The sequence below is a fragment of the Nocardiopsis trehalosi NBRC 14201 genome (genome assembly GCF_001552555.1).
Taxonomy (GTDB): domain Bacteria; phylum Actinomycetota; class Actinomycetes; order Streptosporangiales; family Streptosporangiaceae; genus Nocardiopsis_B; species Nocardiopsis_B trehalosi.
In genome coordinates, this window is sequence record NZ_BCRK01000126.1 from 1 (window position 1) to 18,174 (window position 18,174).

Here is an 18,174-nt window from a genome sequence, read left to right on the forward strand (position 1 = left end):
CGCTCGCAAGCCGATCTGCGAGGTTCGGCCTGGGTTGTGCCGTCCGAGCCGATCGGCGCAGCGAGCGTCGTTCTGGTGGACGCGAGCCCGGAATGATGCAAAAAACACGACCTAGCCGGCCAGCGGGCGCCGCATGGCGATGCGGGGGAGCACGGCGATCCCCGCCTCCTCCTCGGCGCGCCACTGGGCGCGCAGGCCCGGGCCCCAGCGGTCCTCGGGCAGCACGGCGAACCCGCGCGCCGCGTACCAGGGTCCGTTCCACGGCAGGTCGCGGAAGGTCGTCAGGGTCATCGCGGCGTACCCCCGGGAGCGGGCGTGCGCGCAGGCCGCCTCCAGCAGCGCCGACCCGAGGCCGCGCCGCCCGTACGCGGGGTCGACCGCGAGCTGCTCCAGGTGCGCCGCCCCGTCCAGGGCGATGAGCGCCGCCAGCCCCCGCACCGGCGACCCGGTCACCAGCACCGCGTCGGCGTGCTCCAGCAGCGGACGCGGGTCGTCGGGCGGCAGCACCACCCCGGCGGCGGCGAACACGGTGTCGGCGGCCAGACTCGCCGCGACCGCCGACGGCACGTCGCCGGCCGCCATCGGCCGGACGGGCGGCGGCCCGCCACGGGATGCGGGCGGGTGGGCCCGCCCGGACGGCGGGCGCCGGGCTCCGGCGGTGGACTCCTCGGGCGGCATGGCACCTCCGGTCGGGTGGGGATCGCAACGCCGCCCATCGTGCCCGACCATCCGCGCCGCGTCGACGCGATATCGCCCGCCGCTCCACGGGCTTCCGTCCGCGCGGTTCGTCCACAGGCGCGTGGTTCCGGTGGCACGGGCCCCCTCGGTGCGGTCGGCTTGAAGCAGGGGTTCCCCCCAGCACCATGGTCGCGTCGCCGTCGCCGCCAGGGGCACCTCCGCATGCCCGGAACCGCTCCCACCGGCGGGGTTCAGTCCCTGTCGCGCGAGCCGTCCCCGGTGTCGTCCCCGGTGTCGTCGTCGGGGACGTCCTGGAGCCGACCGCAGAGGCGGCACCGCACGGTCTCCGGCGGGAGCGGGCAGGGGCAGTACCGGCACGTCGCCGCGCACGCTTCGTCGTAGACGGCGAGGAGGGGGTCATAGGTGTCGCCCATCCGCCCAGGGTGGCACAGCGGCGGGGGTGGGGGCGGCGGGGCGGGGGTCACCCCTCCTCTTCGAGGATCGCGTCGACGACGTCGTCCAGGACGCGCGCCTGGTCGGCGTCGCCCAGGAGCGAGAACTCGACCAGGGCGTCCTGGATGGTGACGTTGCTGCCCGCGCGGCCCTCGACCACGCACAGGCGGGCGACCTCGCGGGTGGGGATGGCCATGCGCCGGCCCTCGTCGGGCGGCGCCAGGTCGTAGACGTTGATCGGGTACCGGGTGTGGCGGTTGCGCCACTGCTCCGCCCGCACGAGCGCGAACCCGCGCAGCAGCGACGCGAAGACCCCGTCCGGCGCGATGTCGTCGAGGGCGGCCGCGTCGGCCTCCGCACGGCAGTCCGCGCATCTGGCCGTCTCGGCGCGCAGCAGCCGGCGGGCCGCCGGGTGGGTGACGTGCTCGGCGTTCAGCTTCATGGGGTGTCGGTGCGCCATCGGGCCCTTGGATCGCGTCTCGGGTGATGATCGCCCAGCGTAACGGCGCCGAACCGCCGGATCAGGGGAAACCGGGAAGCCCCGCCGGTCAGGTGCGCAGGCGGAGGCCCTTGGGGACGGGGTGGAAGCCGGCGCGGGTGAGAGCGGCGTCCAGAGGGGTGTCGAACACCGGGAGGCCGTCGCAGCGTTCGACCGTCAGACCGGCGACGCGGCCCGCGCGCACCGCGTCGGCGACGGCCGCCGCCGCCCGGTCCAGCGCGGCGCCCTCGGCGCCGAACGTCAGCGCCGAGCGTCCACCCCGCTCCAGGTAGAGCACGAGGGCGCCGTCGTCCAGCACGACCAGCGCCCCCGCCTTGCGGCCGGGGCGGCCGCCGCCCTCCGGCGGCTCCGGCCACGGCAGGGCCGCGCCGTAGGCGTTCGCCGGGTCCGCCGCCGCCAGCACGAGGGGCGCCGCGTCCGCCCCGTCCCCCGGCCCGGCGGACGGCCCGCCGGTGCCGCCGTCGCGGTCGGGGGCCGCCATGCCCCGCAGGCGGTCGACCGCGCCCGGGAGGGCGAACTGCGCCGCGCCCAGGCCCTCCACGAAGTAGCCCCGGCGGGCCCGGCCCGCCTCCTCGAACGCCCGCAGCACCGGGTAGACGGCGCTGAACCCGCCGCCCGCGCCCCCGGGGCGCCGGTCCTGCTCGGCCACCACCGCGCCGCGCGTCACCACCCCGTGCCGGTCCAGCAGGGCCGCCGCCCCGGCGTGTCCGCGCCGGGTGGGGTCGGTGTCGAGGGCGGGCGCCGGCGACCACCGGCCCGCCGCCGTCGGCGGCCCCGTGCGCGTGGGCATGGCCGCGCGGCGCGAGCGCGACCGGTGCGCGGTCCCGCCCGCCCCGAGCAGCGCCCGCAGCGGGGTGAGCGAGTCGTTGCCGACCCGGCCCGCCCAGATCAGGTCCCACAGCGCCGCCACCAGCCCGGCGTCGGAGACGGCGGCGACGCCCTCGGCGCGCGTCACCCGGTCGGCCAGGTCGCGGAAGAACAGCGCCCCGCCCTCCTCCAGCGCGGTGAGCACCGCCGCCGCGACCGCCCCCTCGGGCGGCGGGCCCGGGTCGGGCAGCAGCAGGGCGGCCTCGTCGGCGGGCACCAGGCAGACCCACCCGTCGCCGCCCGACAGCGGACCGGCCCCCGCCCACACGACCTCACCGGCGAGGGTGAGCGCGTCGAGCAGAGCAGGGGAGTAACCCGGCACCCGTGCGGGCAGCACCAGCGACTCCAGCGCCGACGCCGGGACCGGCGCCCCGCGCAGCGCCTCCACCGCCGCGAACACCGCGTCGGGGTCGGCCGGGCGCGGCGGCAGGCCCCGCGCGCCCGGGGCCGGCGCGGCGGCCGGCGGGGTGACGCCCTGCCAGGCGGGGACGAACCGGGCCAGCGCCCGCTGCGCCACCGGCTCGACCTCGCGGCGCAGGCGGGCCACCGACCGGCGGCGCAGCCGCCGCAGCACGTCGGCGTCGCACCACTCCGTTCCGGTGCCGCCGGGCCGGAAACCGCCCTCGACCACGCGGCCCGCGCCCGCCAGCCGCCGCAGCGCGTCGTGGACCACCGCCGGGCCGAGGCCGAACCGGGCCGCCGCGTCGCCGACCGTGAAGGGCCCGTGCGTGCGCGCGTACCGCGACACCAGGTCGCCCACCGGGTCGGCCACGGGCGCGGTGAACGCCGCCGCCGTCCCCGCGAAGGGGTGCGCGTCCGCCCACTCGCCGTCCGCCCGCTCTCCGGGCGGCCGGGTGCGGGCCCCGGTGTCCTCGGCGCCCGCCGCACCGGCCGCGCCGTCCGCCCCGGTTCCGGGCCCGGGGGCGGGGGGCCGAGGGGCGCCGGCCTCGGGGGAGGAGAGCCAGTCGGGCAGGACGGTGCCCAGGGCGTCGCGGAGCCGGGCCGCGTCCTCCACCGCCGCCCACCGGGGCGCGCCCGCCACGCGGACCCGCACGGCACGCCGCGCGGCCTCCAGGTCGGCCAGCCAGGCCGGTGCCACCCCGCGCGCGGCGGCCTCGCCGGTGCTCAGCGGCCCCAGTTCGCGCAGCAGGTCGGCGGTGCCCTCCACCGCCCGCTCCCGCGCCCGGGGGTCCGCCGTGTCCGGCGGGGCGGTGTCCCGCGGGGCCGTGTCCGCCCCTCCGGCCGCCCCCTCGCCCTCCGGCGCCTCCGGCCCGCCGTCGGGGCGGGCGCCGCCCCGCCCGTCCGGGACCCCGGGGACGCGGGCGCGGGCGGCGACACCGGTGCCCGGGGCGAGGCGCTGCAGGCGGGCGTCCTCCTCGGCCACCACGGCGGCGTCGAGCAGCTCGCGCAGGTCGGCCTGGCCCAGGAGATCGGACAGCAGCGACGCGTCCAGGGTGAGCGCCTGCGCCTTCAGCTCCGCCAGCGGGGCGTCGCCCTCGTAGAGGAACGCCGCCGTGTAGCCGATGAGCAGCGACTGCGCGAACGGGGAGGCGTGCGGGGTCTCCACCTCCACCACCCGCACCCGCCGCGCCGCGAGGTCGCCCATCAGCTCGGCCAGCCCCGCGACGTCGAACACGTCGCGCAGGCACTCGCGCACCGCCTCCAGCACGATGGGGAACGACCCGTACCGCGCGGCCACCGACAGCAGCTGCGCCGAGCGCTGCCGCTGCTGCCACAACGGCATCCGCCGCCCCGGCCGCCGCCGGGGCAGCAGCAGCGCCCGCGCCGCGCACTCCCGGAACCGGGCCGCGAACAGCGCCGAACCGCCGATCTCGGCGGCGACCGCGTCCTCCACCTCCTCCGGCGCCATCGACAGCACGTCCGCCAGCGCGCCGGCGCGGGCGGCCCGCCCGCCGTCCTCGACGTCGGGCAGCCGCACCACGATGCCGTCGTCCCCGTGCACCACCTGGGCGTCGACCCCGTACCGGGCGCGCAGCCGGGCGCCGATCAGCAGCGCCCACGGCGCGTGTACCCGCGCCCCCAGCGGGGAGTGCACCACCGCCCGCCAGTCGCCCAGCTCGTCGCGGAACCGCTCGACCACGATCGTGCGGTCGTCGGGGACGTGCCCGGTGGCCTCCCGCTGCTCCGCCAGGTAGCCGACGAGGTTGTCCGCCGCCCACGCGTCGAGCCCGGCGTCCGCCGCCCGCCGGGCCGCGTCGGCGCCGTCCAGGTCCGCCAGTTCGCGGGTCAGGGCGCCGATCGCCCGGCCCAGCTCCAGCGGGCGCCCCACCGCGTCCGCCTTCCAGAACGGCAGCCGGCCCGGCCGCCCCGGAGCGGGGGACACGAGGACCCGGTCGGCGGTGATGCCCTCGATCCGCCAGGCGCTCGCACCGAGGACGAACACGTCGCCCACCCGCGACTCGTACACCATCTCCTCGTCCAGCTCGCCGACCCGGGTGGGCGCCCGGCCGCCGCGCCCGCCGCCGTCCGGGGCGCCCCCCGTTCCCGCCAGGTGCACCGCGTAGGTGCCCCGGTCGGGGATCGTGCCCCCGCTGGTGACCGCGAGCCGCTGCGCCCCCGGCCGACCGCGCACGGTGCCGCCGCCGGCGGCGTCGCGGTCCCACACCACGCGCGGGCGCAGCTCGGCGAACTCGTCGGAGGGGTAGCGGCCCGACAGCATGTCGAGCACGCCCGCCAGCGCGGAGTCGGGCAGCGCCGCGAACGGGGCGGCCCGCCGCACCAGCGCCGCCAGGTCGGCCACCGCCCAGTCGTCCATCGCGGCCATGGCGACGACCTGCTGGGCGAGCACGTCGAGCGGGTTGCGCGGCATGTGCAGCTCCTCGATCGCCCCGGCGCGCATCCGCTCGGCGACCACGGTCGCGGCCAGCAGGTCGCCGCGGTACTTGGGGAACAGCACGCCGCGCGACACCTCGCCGACCCCGTGCCCGGCCCGGCCGACCCGCTGCAGCCCGCTGGCCACCGACGGCGGCGACTCCACCTGCACGACCAGGTCGACCGCGCCCATGTCGATGCCCAGCTCCAGGCTGGAGGTGGCCACCACGCACGGCAGCCGGCCCGCCTTGAGGTCGGCCTCGATGGCGGCCCGCTCGCTCTTGGACACCGACCCGTGGTGCGCCCGCGCCACCACGGGGGTGCCGTCCGCCGTACGCGCCTGCCCCGACTGGGCGGGGACCTCGGCGGGGACGGCGTCGGGGCCCGGGGCGGCGCCCGGGAGGCCCCGTTCGGCGGCCAGCTCGTTCAGCCGCGCGCACAGCCGCTCGGCCACCCGCCGCGAGTTGGTGAACACGATCGAGGAGTGGTGCCGCTCGACCAGGTCCAGCACCCGCTCCTCGACGTGCGGCCAGATGGAGGTGCGCGCCTTGGCCGCGCGGTCGTCGGTGCGGGCCGCCGCCACCGACGCCTCCAGCTCCGTCATGTCGGCCACCGGGACGGCGATGCGCAGGTCCAGCCGCGGGGCGCTCGGCGGCGCCACGACCGCCGCCGGCCGGGCCCCGCCGAGGAACGCCGCCACCTCCTCGGCGGGCCGCACCGTGGCGGACAGCCCGATCCGCTGGGCCGGCCGGTCCAGCAGGGCGTCCAGCCGCTCCAGCGTCAGCGCCAGGTGCGCGCCGCGCTTGGTCCCGGCCAGCGCGTGCACCTCGTCCACGATGACCGTCTCGACCCCGGCCAGCCCGGCGCGGGCCCGCGAGGTGAGCACGAGGAACAGCGACTCGGGGGTGGTGATGAGGATGTCGGGCGGCGCGGTGGCCAGCGTCCGGCGCTGGTCGGCCGGGGTGTCGCCGGTGCGGACCCCCACCGTGGCCGCCGGCGGGGCGTCCCCGGCGCGTTCGGCCTCGCGGCGGATGCCCGAGAGCGGGGCGCGCAGGTTGCGTTCGATGTCGGCCGCCAGCGCCTTCAGCGGGGAGACGTACAGCACCCGGCACCGGCGCGTCCGGTCGGCGGGCGGCGGCCCGGCCGCCAGCCGGTCGAGCGCCCACAGGAACGCCGACAGCGTCTTGCCCGATCCGGTGGGCGCCACCACCAGCGCGTTCCCGCCCTCGGCGATGGCCGCCCACGCCCCCTCCTGCGCGGGGGTGGGGCCCTGCGGGAAGGCGCGGTCGAACCAGGCGCGCGTGGCGGGGGAGAAGCGGTCCAGGGCGGCGCGGCCATCCCCGGGAGCGGGGTCGGTGGTCATCCCCCCAGTCTGCACCGGGGCACCGACAGGGGCGGGGAGCCCGCCCGGCGGCCCCGGGTGCCGGGGCGGCCGGGGTGACATCCGCGCCGCCGGGCGCCGATACTGGTGGGGATGAGAATCTCCCAGTTGTGGACCCGGATGTACGACCAGTTCGGCGAGTCCTACGCCGAGAGCCTGGCCCAGGACTACGTGATCGAGGGGCTGGGTTCGCGGACGGTCCACCAGGCCCTCGCCGACGGGACCCCGCCCAAGGAGGTGTGGCGCGCCGTGTGCGACACGTTCGACCTTCCGGCGGCCGTGCGCTGATCCGGCGCCCGAGGTCCGGGGCGCCGAATCGAACGGGCCTTCGAACCCTCGAACAGAAGTTCGGGTAGGGTGGGGGAGGACCCGGGGCCGCCGACGCGGCGTTCGTTCCCCGGTGCGGCCGCCCGCCGGGCCGGGCCCGCCGGACCCCGATGACCGACCGCCCGAGCGCGGTCGTCCACAGGGTGGCCGAAGCCGTCGTGGAATGTCCCCGCGACCGCGTAGCGTCATCTGCGAGATGAAGAAGAAGACACCGACCCAACAGGGGTTCCCCGTGGCAGCTACCGACCGAGACAAGGCTCTCGAAACCGCGCTCGCGCAGATCGAGCGCCAGTTCGGCAAGGGCTCCGTCATGCGCCTCGGCGATGACGAACGCCCGCCGATCGAGTCCATTCCCACCGGCGCGATCGCCCTGGACGTCGCGCTCGGCATCGGGGGGATCCCGCGCGGCCGGATCGTCGAGATCTACGGCCCCGAGTCCTCCGGCAAGACCACCGTGGCGCTGCACGCGGTCGCCAGCGCGCAGCGGGCCGGGGGCATCGCGGCGTTCATCGACGCCGAGCACGCCCTCGACCCCGAGTACGCGAAGAAGATCGGCGTCGACACCGAGGAACTCCTGCTCTCCCAGCCCGACACCGGTGAGCAGGCGCTGGAGATCGCGGACATGCTGATCCGCTCCGGCGCGGTGTCGATCCTCGTCATCGACTCCGTCGCGGCGCTCGTCCCGCGCGCCGAGATCGAGGGCGAGATGGGCGACAGCCACGTCGGCCTCCAGGCCCGGCTGATGTCGCAGGCGCTGCGCAAGATCGCGGGCGCGCTGCACCAGACCGGTACCACCGCCATCTTCATCAACCAGCTCCGCGAGAAGGTCGGCGTCATGTTCGGCTCGCCCGAGACCACCACCGGTGGCAAGGCGCTGAAGTTCTACGCCTCCGTGCGGCTCGACGTGCGCCGCATCGAGACCCTGAAGGACGGCACCGACGCGGTCGGCAACCGCACCCGCGTCAAGGTCGTCAAGAACAAGGTCGCGCCGCCGTTCAAGCAGGCCGAGTTCGACATCCTCTACGGTGTCGGCGTCTCGCGCGAGGGCGGTCTGATCGACCTCGGCGTCGAGCAGGGCATCGTCCGCAAGTCCGGTGCCTGGTACACCTACGAGGGCACCCAGCTGGGCCAGGGCAAGGAGAACGCGCGGAACTTCCTGCGCGAGAACGGCGACATGGCCCACGAGATCGAGAAGCGGATCAAGGAGAAGCTCGGCATCCCGATGCCCGGCGACGACAGCGCGGGCCCGGCCAAGGCCGCCACCACCCGCGAGCCCGCCGCCGCGCCCGCCAAGCGCACCACCCGGGCCAAGGCGGCGGCGTCCGCGCCCCCCGCCGCCCCCGCGGCGGCGCCCGCCGCCACCACGGTGCCCGCGGCCCCGGCGACGGATGCCTGATCCGCTGCACCCCCGTCGCGCCGCCCCTCCGGCCGGGTCCGCCCGGCCGGAGGACGACCCCGCGGCGCGGGCGCGCGAGATCTGTCTGCGCCTGCTCACCGGGGCGCCGCGCACCCGGGCCCAGCTCGAACAGGCGCTGCGCCGCCGCGACGTCGACGACACCGTCGCCGCCGCCGTGCTCGACCGCCTGACCGAGGCCGGGCTGATCGACGACGCCGCGTTCGCCGGCGCCTGGGTCGACTCCCGGCACGCCGGGCGCGGCCTGGGCCGCCGCGCCCTCGCCGCCGAGCTGCGCCGCCGCGGCGTCGCCGAGGACACCGTCCGCGACGCCGTCGACGACCTCACGCCCGACCGCGAGGAGGCCACCGCCCGCGCGCTCGTCCGGCGCCGCCTCCAGGCCACCCGCCGGCTCGACACCGAGGTCCGCACCCGGCGCCTCCTCGGCATGCTCGCCCGCAAGGGCTACCCGCCGGGCCTGTGCTACCGCCTGGTCCGCGAGGAGCTGGAGGCCGAGGGGGCCGACATCGACCTCCCCGACCCCGAACTCGACTAGCGCGGCCCCGGGGCCGGCCGCGTCACGCGGTGTCGGCCCGGGGCGGCGCGGCCGGCTCGCCCTCCAGCGGCGGCAGCGGCTCGGCCACCAGGTCCGGTTCCGTCTCGGGCTCGCGGAACTCCGTCACCAGCTCGATGGCGGGCACCCCCGGCGGCGCGAACCCGAACACCTCGCCGTAGAACGCCAGCTCCGCCTCCAGGGCGCGCTCGCGGGCCTCGGCGGCCCGGAACCCGTGCCCCTCGCCCGCGAACTCCACGTAGGCGTGCCGCACCCCCCGGTCGGCCAGCGCCCGCGCGTACGCGGTGGCCTGGTCGCGGGGCACCACCACGTCGTCGGAGCCCTGGAGGAGCAGCACCGGCACGTCCACCTCGCCCACCCGCGCCAGCGGGGAGCGCTCCCGGTAGGTGGCGGCGTAGCCCGGCAGCGGACCGACCAGCGTGTCCAGCAGCCGCGACTCGTAGTCGTGGGTGGCCTCGGCCAGCCGGAGCAGGTCGGTCACCCCGCACTCCGACGCGCCGCAGGCGAACGTGTCGCCGGTCAGCGCGAGGAGCGTGGTGAACCCGCCCGCGCTGCCGCCGCGGATGGCCAGCCGCGCGGGGTCGGCGGCGCCGTCCTCCACCAGCTCCCGGGCGGCGGCGGTGGCGTCCTCGACGTCGAGCACGCCCCACTGGCCGTTCAGCCGCTCCCGGTAGGTCCGGCCGAACCCGATGGACCCGCCGTGGTTGACGTCGACGACGCCGATGCCGCGGCTGGTGAAGTACGCCTTGGCCAGGTCGCACTCCGCGGTGGCGCGCGAGATGGGGCCGCCGTGCACCCACACCACGTAGGGGGCCGGGCCCTCGCCCCGCGCCTCGGGGTGGGTGGGCGGGTAGACGTTGGCGTGCACGGTCCGCCCGTAGCGGCCGCTCAGCTCGGTGGGGACCGGTTCGGGCAGGTAGGCGGGGTCGGGCAGGTCCGCGCGCGAGGTGCGCAGCGGCTCGACCCGCCCGGCGCCGGGGTCGATCCGGACCAGGGTCTGCGGGGTGCGCGGGCCGGCCGCCAGCCCGACCACCGTCCGGCCGTCGGTGGCCACGGCCTCCCAGGTGGTGAGGTCGGTGGCGATCGGGTCGAGGTCGGCGGTGCGCGGATCGTAGACGCCCGGCCGCAGGTCGGGGCCGCCGTGCAGGACCACGAGCCGGCCGTCGGCCAGCCGCTGGTAGGGGAAGGAGCCCAGCCGGAACCCGCCGGCGAACTCCTCCTCGGCCGGGTACAGGGCGATGGCCTGCCCGGTCAGCCCGATCTCGTAGAGGTTCCACCACCCCGGCCAGTCGGAGACGAAGTAGAGGTGGGCGTCGTCGCGCCACACCGGGTACAGGACGGACTCCCCGACACCGCCCTTGAGGGTGTAGGGGCGGGTGACGGTGTCGCCGTCGAGGGTGCCCACGCGCAGTTCGGTGCCGTCCCAGGGCATGCGCGGGTGGTTCCACGACACCCATGCCAGGTGGCGGCCGTCGGGGGCGACCGCGGGGGCGGCGTAGAAGTCGGCGCCGGTGACCAGCTCGGTCACCGCGGCGGGGTCCTCGGCGGCGCGGCCCGACAGCGGCAGCGACACGATCGCGCGCACCGGCCGGCCGCCGCCGCGGTGGTCCTCGCGGACGCAGATGACGCGGCGGCCGTCGGGGGAGAGCACCATGTCGGCATAGCGCAGCGCGCCGGGCTCGGCGGGGGCGGGGGTGAGGGGGACCGGCTCGCGGGCGCCGGGGGCCAGCAGGTGGAGCCGCTGGTCGGTGTGGTCGGCGAAGACCACGCCGTAGCGGGTGATGGCCCGGTCGTCGCGGCGGGGGACCGGCAGGTAGGAGCGGCCGCCGTACTCGTGCACGCGGGTCCGGGCGCTCCAGGGGGCGGGCAGGAGTTCCGTCACCGTGCCGTCGGCGTCGCGGCGCATCACGGTGGTGCGCCCGTTCTCCTCGGGGCGGGACTCCTCCCACCAGATCGCGTCGCCCGCCACGACGGGGAACCCCATCCGGCGCTCCCCTCGGGCGACGTCACTCGCAGCGATCGGCGATGGCCAGGCGCCGTACGGGGCCGTCACACGGTCGGTCATATCGCAACTCTGCACTCGGTGGGCGTTATGAAATGACATGTCGACCTTAGTGGTCGGGGGTCTCCGATGCGGCCCGTGACCGCACCGCCGCGGACGGGAGCGCGGGGCGCCCGTCCGGGTGAGGATACGCCGACGTCCCCGGCGCCGGGCGGCGACGGGGACGTCGGTCGGGCGGATCAGCCCTTGGGCGGGTCCTCCGGGGTGGCGGTGGTGTCGGCCACCACGTCGGTCGGCGCGACGCCCGGGACGCCGGGCGCCACGGTCGCCTTCGCCGACACCTTGCCGCGCCGCGCGTTGCGGCGCTCCAGCCAGATGGCCAGGCGGCTCAGCGACACGTTGATGACGATGTAGATGAGCGCGCAGATGATGGCGGCGGGGATGACGTTCTGGAACCGGGTGCCGATCAGCGAGAAGCTGCGCAGCATCTCGGGGAACGCCACGATGTAGCCGAGCGCGGAGTCCTTGAGCAGGACCACGAGCTGGGCCACGATCGCCGGCATCATGCTGGAGATGGCCTGGGGCACCAGGATGAGCCCCATGACCTGGGTCTTGCCCATCCCCAGCGAGTACGCGGCCTCGGACTGCCCCTTGGGCACCGAGTTGATGCCCGCGCGGAACACCTCGGCCAGCACCGACCCGTTGTACAGGGTCAGGCCGACGACGACCGCGGTGAGCGGGGTGACCAGGAACGTGCCGAACGGCACCCCGAACAGCTGGTTGGCCGCCAGCGGGGCGGCCAGCGTGAAGAAGATCAGCATCAGCAGCGGGATGCCGCGGAAGAACTCCACGACCGTCCCGCACACCCAGCGGATCCACGCGTGGTCGGAGAGCCGGCCGATGCCGAACACCAGGCCGAACACGATCGCGAGCACGATCGAGATGCCGGCCGCGGTGAGGGTCTGCACCATGCCGGGCAGCACCATGCCGGTCCACAGCGTCGGGTCGAGGAACGGCTCCCACTTGTCGGCCGTCCACTGGCCGTCCTCGGCGGGCCGCCAGACGTCGCCGCCGAGCAGCGCGCCCGGGTCGGCCCGGACGACCTCCCAGGTGCGGTTGAAGCCCAGGTAGACCCAGGCGAGCAGGACCGCCGCCGCCAGCGCCGCGAAGACGCTGTAGACGCGCTGCCGCGCCGCGGCCTTGGGGCCGGGTGCGTCGAAGAGCCGACTGGGCTCCTTGGTCTTGAGAACGCTCACCGGGCCACCGCCATGCGCTTGCTCAGCGTGCCGAAGATCCAGCCCATGGGCAGGCACAGCACGAGGAATCCGATGGCGAACCCGATGAAGGTCGGCAGGACCGGGACAACGCCCTGGTCGAACATGAGCTTCATCTCCCGGGACGCCTCCTGGACGCCCAGACCCGCCACGGACGCGACGGTGGTGTTCTTGGTCAGTGCGATCAGGACGCTGCCCAGCGGACCGATCACCGAGCGCAGGGCCTGCGGCAGCACGATCAGCCGCATGTTCTGCATGAAGGTGAGGCCGAGGGACCGCGCCGCCTCGATCTGGCCGAACGGGATGGTGTTGACGCCCGACCGCAGCGCCTCGGAGACGAAGCAGGCGGTGTAGGCGGACAGCCCCAGGACGGCGAGCCAGTAGACGTTCCACTCGACGCTCTCCGCGAAGCTGAGGCCGAGTGCGCTGTTGAGGCCGAGGCCGCAGAAGAGCAGGACGAGGGTCAGGGGGGTGTTGCGGACGGCCTCGACGTACACCGAGGCCATGAGCCGCAGGAGCGGCACGGGGGACACCCGCATCGCGGTCAGGACGATACCCAGGGCGAACGAGAACACCGCGCTGATCGCGGTCAGCCGTATCGTCCAGGAGAAGCCGTCGATGACGACATTGAAGTTGGCGAGAAAGGCTTCCATGGGTCCAAGCCGGTCAAGATGGCCGCCCGGGACCCTGGCGGGTTCCGGGCGGCCACGAGCGGGTGGGGATCAGGCGCAGCCGTCGGCTTCGGGCTGCTCCGTGCTGTACTCGAACTCGGCCTCGCCGAAGTTGGCGTTGAGGAACTCCTCCGCGGAGCCGTCCTCGTACATCTGCGCGATGGCGGCGTTGACCTCTTCGCAGCGCTCGGTCGAGCCCTTGGGCAGGCCGACGCCGTAGCGCTCCTCCTGCATCTCCAGGCCGAGGAGCTTGAACTCGCCCGCCTGCTGCGCGGCGTAGCCGGCCAGGATGGTGTTGTCCGTGGTGACGGCGTCGACCTGGCCGTCCGTCAGCAGCTGGAGGCACTCCGAGTAGTTCTGCGTCTCGCGCAGTTCGGCACCGATGCCCATGGTCTCGGTAATCGTCTCGGCCGAACGCGAGCCGGAGGCGGAGCACAGGGTGCGGCCCTCGAGGTCCTCGGCCGCGGCCACGTCCTCGTTCTCGGCCTGGACCAGGATGTCCTGCTGGGCGACGTAGTACGGGCCCGCGAAGTCGACGAGCTGCTTGCGCTCGTCGGTGATCGAGTAGGTCGCGACGACCATGTCGACCGTGCCCTGCTGGAGGAACGTCTCGCGGTTGGCCGAAGCGGCCTCGGTCCATTCGATCTGGTCGGGCTCGTAGCCGAGCTCTCCGGCGATATAGGTGGCGACATCAACGTCAAAACCGGCAGGTTGACCGGAACCCTCTTCAAGGCCGAGCCCGGGCTGGTCGTACTTCACACCGATGGTGATGGTGCCGTCGTCGGCCTGGTCGCCGCCGCCACCGCCGCCGCAGGCGGTCAGGGCGAGCGCCAGGGCGGCCGCACCGGCCACCGTCGTGCTCAGGGTGCGTGCTCTCATCTGCAGTGCTACCTCTTCTTGTGATGTGCTCCGCGCCGTCGGGCGGGGAAGGGGATGCGGAGGGCGTGGACCCCTCCGGTCAGTGGGTGAGGATCTTGGACAGGAAGTCCTTGGCCCGCGCGCTGCTCGGGCTGGTGAAGAACTCGTCCGGGGTGTTCTGCTCGACGATCTCGCCGTCGGCCATGAAGATGACCCGGTTGGCGGCGCGGCGCGCGAAACCCATCTCGTGGGTCACGACGACCATCGTCATGCCGTCCTTGGCCAGCGAGGTCATGACGTCGAGGACCTCCTGCACCATCTCGGGGTCCAGCGCCGAGGTGGGCTCGTCGAACATGAGGACCTTCGGGTCCATCGCCAGCGCGCGGGCGATCGCCACGCGCTGCTGCTGACCGCCCGAGAGTTGCGCGGGGTACTTCTCGGCCTGGCTGGCGATGCCGACCCGGTCGAGCAGCTCCATCGCGCGCTTGTGCGCCTCCTCCTTGCTCTTCTTGCGGACCTTCACGGGTCCGAGTGTCACGTTCTCCAGCACCGTCTTGTGCGCGAAGAGGTTGAACGACTGGAAGACCATGCCCACGTCGCTGCGCAGGCGGGCCAGTCCGCGCCCCTCCGAGGGGAGGGGCTGCCCGTCGATGGTGATCACGCCGGAGTCGATGGTCTCCAGCCGGTTGATGGTCCGGCAGAGCGTCGACTTCCCGGAGCCGGACGGGCCGATCACCACGACCACCTCACCGCGCTCCACGGTGACGTTGATGTCGCGCAGGACATGGAGGTCGCCGAAGTGCTTGTTGACGTTCTCCAACGCGACGAGAGATGTTGCGGTCATGGGCGGAACCTAGCCCCAGCGGCGTGTGTTTGTCACCACGGTCCCGGCCATCGGTCCTGGTAGTAGTTGATTTGTTATAGGGCGTTATCCGGCGAATTCCCGGATGGGTGAACGGCCTGTCCCGCAGGGTGTCCGGACGTAGCGCGACGGTAATGCGCCGGACATATCGCGTGACCGGGATCCGATAAAGGGCCGATGTCGGACGCCCGGTCATCCCATCTCCGGCCGGTCCCGCCGCCGGTCGGCGCGCCCCGGCGAGCGACTAGCCTGGGAGGGTGAGCCAGAGTCGTACCTACCACGTGCGGACCTACGGCTGCCAGATGAACGTCCACGACTCCGAGCGCCTGTCCGGCCTGCTGGAGGACGCGGGCTACGAGCGCGCAGCCGAGGGCAGCACCGCCGACGTCGTCGTGTTCAACACCTGCGCCGTCCGCGAGAACGCCGACAACCGCCTCTACGGCAACCTCGGGCACCTGCGCCCCGTCAAGGACGCCCATCCCGGCATGCAGATCGCCGTCGGCGGCTGCCTGGCCCAGAAGGACCGCGGCGAGATCGTCCGCCGCGCCCCCTGGGTCGACGTCGTGTTCGGCACCCACAACATCGGGTCGCTGCCGGCGCTGCTGGAGCGCAGCCGCGTCCAGCGCGAGGCCCAGGTGGAGATCGAGGAGTCGCTGCGCGCGTTCCCCTCCACCCTGCCCACCCGGCGCGAGTCCGCCTACGCGGCGTGGGTGGCCATCTCCGTCGGCTGCAACAACACCTGCACCTTCTGCATCGTCCCCGCGCTGCGCGGCCGCGAGAAGGACCGCCGGCCCGGCGACATCCTCGCCGAGATCCGCGCCCTCGTCGCCGAGGGCGCCGTCGAGGTCACGCTGCTCGGGCAGAACGTCAACGCCTACGGCAGCGAGTTCGGCGACCGGCAGGCGTTCTCCAAGCTGCTGCGCGCCTGCGGCTCGGTCGAGGGGCTCGAACGCGTCCGCTTCACCTCGCCGCACCCGCGCGACTTCACCGACGACGTCATCGAGGCCATGGCCGAGACCCCCAACGTCATGCCGCAGCTGCACATGCCGCTGCAGTCCGGGTCGAGCCGCCTGCTGCGGGCCATGCGCCGCTCCTACCGCCAGGAGCGCTTCCTCGGCATCGTCGAGAAGGTGCGCGCGGCCATGCCCGAGGCCGCCCTGACCACCGACATCATCGTGGGCTTCCCCGGCGAGACCGAGGAGGACTTCCAAGAGACCCTGCACGTCGTGCGCGAGGCCCGCTTCGCAGCGGCGTTCACCTTCCAGTACTCCAAGCGCCCCGGGACCCCGGCCGCCGAGATGGACGGCCAGATCCCCAAGGAGGTCGTCCAGGAGCGCTACGAGCGGCTGGTCGAACTCCAGGAGGCGATCTCCTGGGAGGAGAACCAGCGGCTCGTCGGCCGCGAGGTCGAGGTCCTCGTCGCCGAGGGCGAGGGCCGCAAGGACGGCGAGCGCAGTCGGCTGTCCGGCCGCGCGCCCGACAACCGGCTCGTCCACTTCGCCACCGCGCCCGCCGACGGCGCCGCGCCCGTTGAGCCGCCCCGGCCCGGCGACATGGTCACCGTCGGCGTCACCGGTGCCGCGCCGCACCACCTCATCGCCGACACCGGGGTCCGCGCCGTGCGGCGCACCCGCGCCGGCGACGCCTGGGCCGCCCGCAACGGCCGCGCCGAACGCGCGCCGGGCGTCCTCCTGGGCATGCCCGCGGTCGGCGTCCCCGCGCCGCTGCCCGCCGCCGTCGGCGGCTGCGGCAGCCCCTGACCCGCCGCTCCACCCCTCCTCGTACCCGGGCCCGGTCCCGGCGGCACCGCCGCCGCGACCGGGCCCTCGCGCGTGCCCGCTGTTTGCCGCCCGACCGGCGGGTAGCGGACGTGGCGAAGCCTCAACCGATGTGAATCCGCCGGACGCGGAATTCCGAGAGGAACGAGGAGACAGAAATGGACACCGGCCTGGCCATCACCCTCGCCGTGGTCGCCGTGCTGATCGTCGCCGTCGTGGTCGCGGTCGCCGTCGTCCTCCCGCGCCGGCGCAGCCGCCGCCTGCGGGAGCGCTTCGGCCCCGAGTACGACCGCGCCCTGGAGGCCCGCGGCGACCGCCGCGCCGCCGAAAAGGAACTCGCGCGCCGCGAGAAGCGCCACGCCCGGCTGCACCTGCGCCCGCTCTCCGACCGGTCGCGCGAGGAGTACGCCACCGGGTGGGCCCGCGCCCAGGAGCGCTTCGTCGACGCGCCCGCCGAGGCGGTGCGCGACGCCGACGAACTGCTCACCCGCCTGATGATCGAGCGCGGCTACCCCACCGAGGGCACCGAGCAGCGCATCGCCGACCTCTCCGTGGAGCACGCCGGCACCATCGACCGCTACCGCAGCGCCCGCGACATCAGCGAGCGCGGCGCCCGCGGCGAGGCGTCGACCGAGGACCTGCGCAACGCCATGGTGCACTACCGCGCCCTGTTCGCCGAACTGCTGGAGGACGGCGCCTCCGCCGCCGGCCGGCACGACGGGCGGACCGGCGGCACCCGTGCCGCCGACCCCCGCACCCCCGCCGCCCCCGGCACCCCCGCCGACCACCGGGAGACCACGCACCGCGGCGCCGCCCACCACCGCGGCGGCCCCGCAGCGCACTGACCCCCACCGGACGCGCGTCCGCTGACGCGCCGCGAGCGAAGGGAGCACGTTTCCCATGATCCGACGTACACCCCGCCATCCCGGCTCCACCACCCCGGGGACCACCACCGGCCCCGCCCGAGTGCGGCCCCGCGACGACGGCCGGACCGGCCACGCCCCCGGCGAGACCGGCGCCCCGACGGGCGAGTACGCGGGCGGTGCCGACAGCGCGCCGCACGCCGCCGAGGACGGCCGCGCCACCGGGCCGCACGCCGTCCCGGCCCCGCGCGACCGGGCCGACGGCACCGGGGCGCCGGCGCCGCAATCCGGCGGCCACCGCGGCCGGCCGGCCGAGGACGCCGCCCCGCCGCCCGCCGACGGCGACCGCTACGCCGCCCCGGGCGACGGCGACCACGCGCCCGGCACCGACGCCGGCGGGCACCGCGCCCACCATGACGGCCACCGCGACGGCCACCGTGACGGCCACCACGACACGCACGGCGCCTCCCGCGGCGACGCCCGCAGCGAGGGCCACCACTCCGCCCCCGCCGGCACCCCGGCCCCCGGTGCCCCGGCGCCCACCGTCCTGTTCGACGCCCAGGACGCCGAGCGGTTCCGCGGCATGTGGCGCGACGCCCAGGGCGCCTTCGTGGACGACCCGCGGATCGCGGTCGGCACCGCCGACGCGCTGGTCGACGAGGTGCTGACCGCGCTCACCACCCGGTTCGCCGAGCACAAGCGCACCCTGGAGGCGCAGTGGTCCTCCGGTGGCGAGGCCGACACCGAGTCGCTGCGCCAGGCCATGCGCGGGTACCGGACGCTCTTCGAGCAGCTGCTGATGACCCCGGACCGCTGACGCGGACCGGCCGACGCGGTCGGGCCGCCGGGGACGCCCCGGCGG

General features: G+C 75.5%; 15 protein-coding genes. 6 read left to right on the top strand and 9 right to left on the bottom strand.

Going from position 1 to position 18,174, the window contains the following annotated elements:
• Positions 1-111: 111 nt before the first annotated feature.
• The 4 genes from NT8_RS19735 to NT8_RS19750 form a co-directional block, all read right to left on the bottom strand.
• The gene (locus NT8_RS19735; RefSeq protein WP_067971752.1) at positions 112-582 is read right to left on the bottom strand and encodes a GNAT family N-acetyltransferase; all 471 of its coding nucleotides are present in this window, start codon (positions 580-582) and stop codon (positions 112-114) included.
• A 347-nt stretch (positions 583-929) separates the two neighbouring features.
• Entirely contained in the window at positions 930-1,112 is a 183-nt protein-coding gene (locus NT8_RS19740) for a hypothetical protein (RefSeq protein WP_067971717.1), read from the bottom strand.
• Positions 1,113-1,159: 47 nt separating this feature from the next.
• Positions 1,160-1,573, bottom strand: a complete 414-nt coding sequence (locus NT8_RS19745; protein WP_245646249.1) for a hypothetical protein — start codon at positions 1,571-1,573, stop codon at positions 1,160-1,162.
• Positions 1,574-1,679: 106 nt separating this feature from the next.
• Positions 1,680-6,692, bottom strand: a complete 5,013-nt coding sequence (locus NT8_RS19750) for a DEAD/DEAH box helicase (protein WP_067971721.1) — start codon at positions 6,690-6,692, stop codon at positions 1,680-1,682.
• 111 nt (positions 6,693-6,803) lie between these two features.
• Between NT8_RS19750 and NT8_RS28845 the strand changes: the two genes are divergently transcribed.
• From NT8_RS28845 to NT8_RS19760, 3 genes are all read left to right on the top strand, one after another.
• Positions 6,804-6,998, top strand: a complete 195-nt coding sequence (locus NT8_RS28845; RefSeq protein ID WP_084469109.1) for a DUF3046 domain-containing protein — start codon at positions 6,804-6,806, stop codon at positions 6,996-6,998.
• 235 nt (positions 6,999-7,233) lie between these two features.
• Positions 7,234-8,433 carry a recombinase RecA gene (gene recA, locus NT8_RS19755; protein WP_245646250.1) on the top strand — a complete coding sequence of 400 codons (1,200 nt, stop codon included), beginning with the start codon at positions 7,234-7,236 and terminating at the stop codon, positions 8,431-8,433.
• A complete protein-coding gene (locus NT8_RS19760; RefSeq protein WP_067971729.1) occupies positions 8,426-8,986 on the top strand; it encodes a regulatory protein RecX in 561 nt (186 codons plus the stop codon). The genes recA and NT8_RS19760 overlap by 8 nt, the downstream gene beginning before the upstream one ends.
• A gap of 22 nt (positions 8,987-9,008) precedes the next feature.
• On the opposite strand, the gene NT8_RS19765 is transcribed toward NT8_RS19760, so the two are convergent.
• From NT8_RS19765 to NT8_RS19785, 5 genes are all read right to left on the bottom strand, one after another.
• The gene (locus tag NT8_RS19765) at positions 9,009-11,069 is read right to left on the bottom strand and encodes a S9 family peptidase (protein ID WP_067971732.1); all 2,061 of its coding nucleotides are present in this window, start codon (positions 11,067-11,069) and stop codon (positions 9,009-9,011) included.
• Positions 11,070-11,245: 176 nt separating this feature from the next.
• Positions 11,246-12,262, bottom strand: a complete 1,017-nt coding sequence (locus tag NT8_RS19770; protein ID WP_067971735.1) for an amino acid ABC transporter permease — start codon at positions 12,260-12,262, stop codon at positions 11,246-11,248.
• Entirely contained in the window at positions 12,259-12,933 is a 675-nt protein-coding gene (locus tag NT8_RS19775; RefSeq protein WP_067971738.1) for an amino acid ABC transporter permease, read from the bottom strand. The genes NT8_RS19770 and NT8_RS19775 overlap by 4 nt, the downstream gene beginning before the upstream one ends.
• Positions 12,934-13,002: 69 nt before the next feature.
• On the bottom strand, positions 13,003-13,830 hold the full coding sequence (locus tag NT8_RS19780) for a glutamate ABC transporter substrate-binding protein (RefSeq protein WP_067971741.1): 828 nt from the start codon (positions 13,828-13,830) through the stop codon (positions 13,003-13,005).
• A 79-nt stretch (positions 13,831-13,909) separates the two neighbouring features.
• Positions 13,910-14,653 carry an amino acid ABC transporter ATP-binding protein gene (locus NT8_RS19785; RefSeq protein ID WP_067971744.1) on the bottom strand — a complete coding sequence of 248 codons (744 nt, stop codon included), beginning with the start codon at positions 14,651-14,653 and terminating at the stop codon, positions 13,910-13,912.
• 299 nt (positions 14,654-14,952) lie between these two features.
• Here NT8_RS19785 and miaB point away from each other — a divergent pair, with 299 nt between their 5' ends.
• From miaB to NT8_RS19800, 3 genes are all read left to right on the top strand, one after another.
• Positions 14,953-16,431, top strand: a complete 1,479-nt coding sequence (gene miaB / locus NT8_RS19790) for a tRNA (N6-isopentenyl adenosine(37)-C2)-methylthiotransferase MiaB (protein WP_217999259.1) — start codon at positions 14,953-14,955, stop codon at positions 16,429-16,431.
• A 176-nt stretch (positions 16,432-16,607) separates the two neighbouring features.
• Complete coding sequence (locus tag NT8_RS19795) at positions 16,608-17,294, top strand: hypothetical protein (RefSeq protein WP_217999258.1); 687 nt, start codon at positions 16,608-16,610, stop codon at positions 17,292-17,294.
• Between the two features lie 55 nt (positions 17,295-17,349).
• Positions 17,350-18,129 carry a hypothetical protein gene (locus NT8_RS19800; RefSeq protein WP_157515903.1) on the top strand — a complete coding sequence of 260 codons (780 nt, stop codon included), beginning with the start codon at positions 17,350-17,352 and terminating at the stop codon, positions 18,127-18,129.
• The last annotated feature ends 45 nt before the right edge of the window (positions 18,130-18,174 follow it).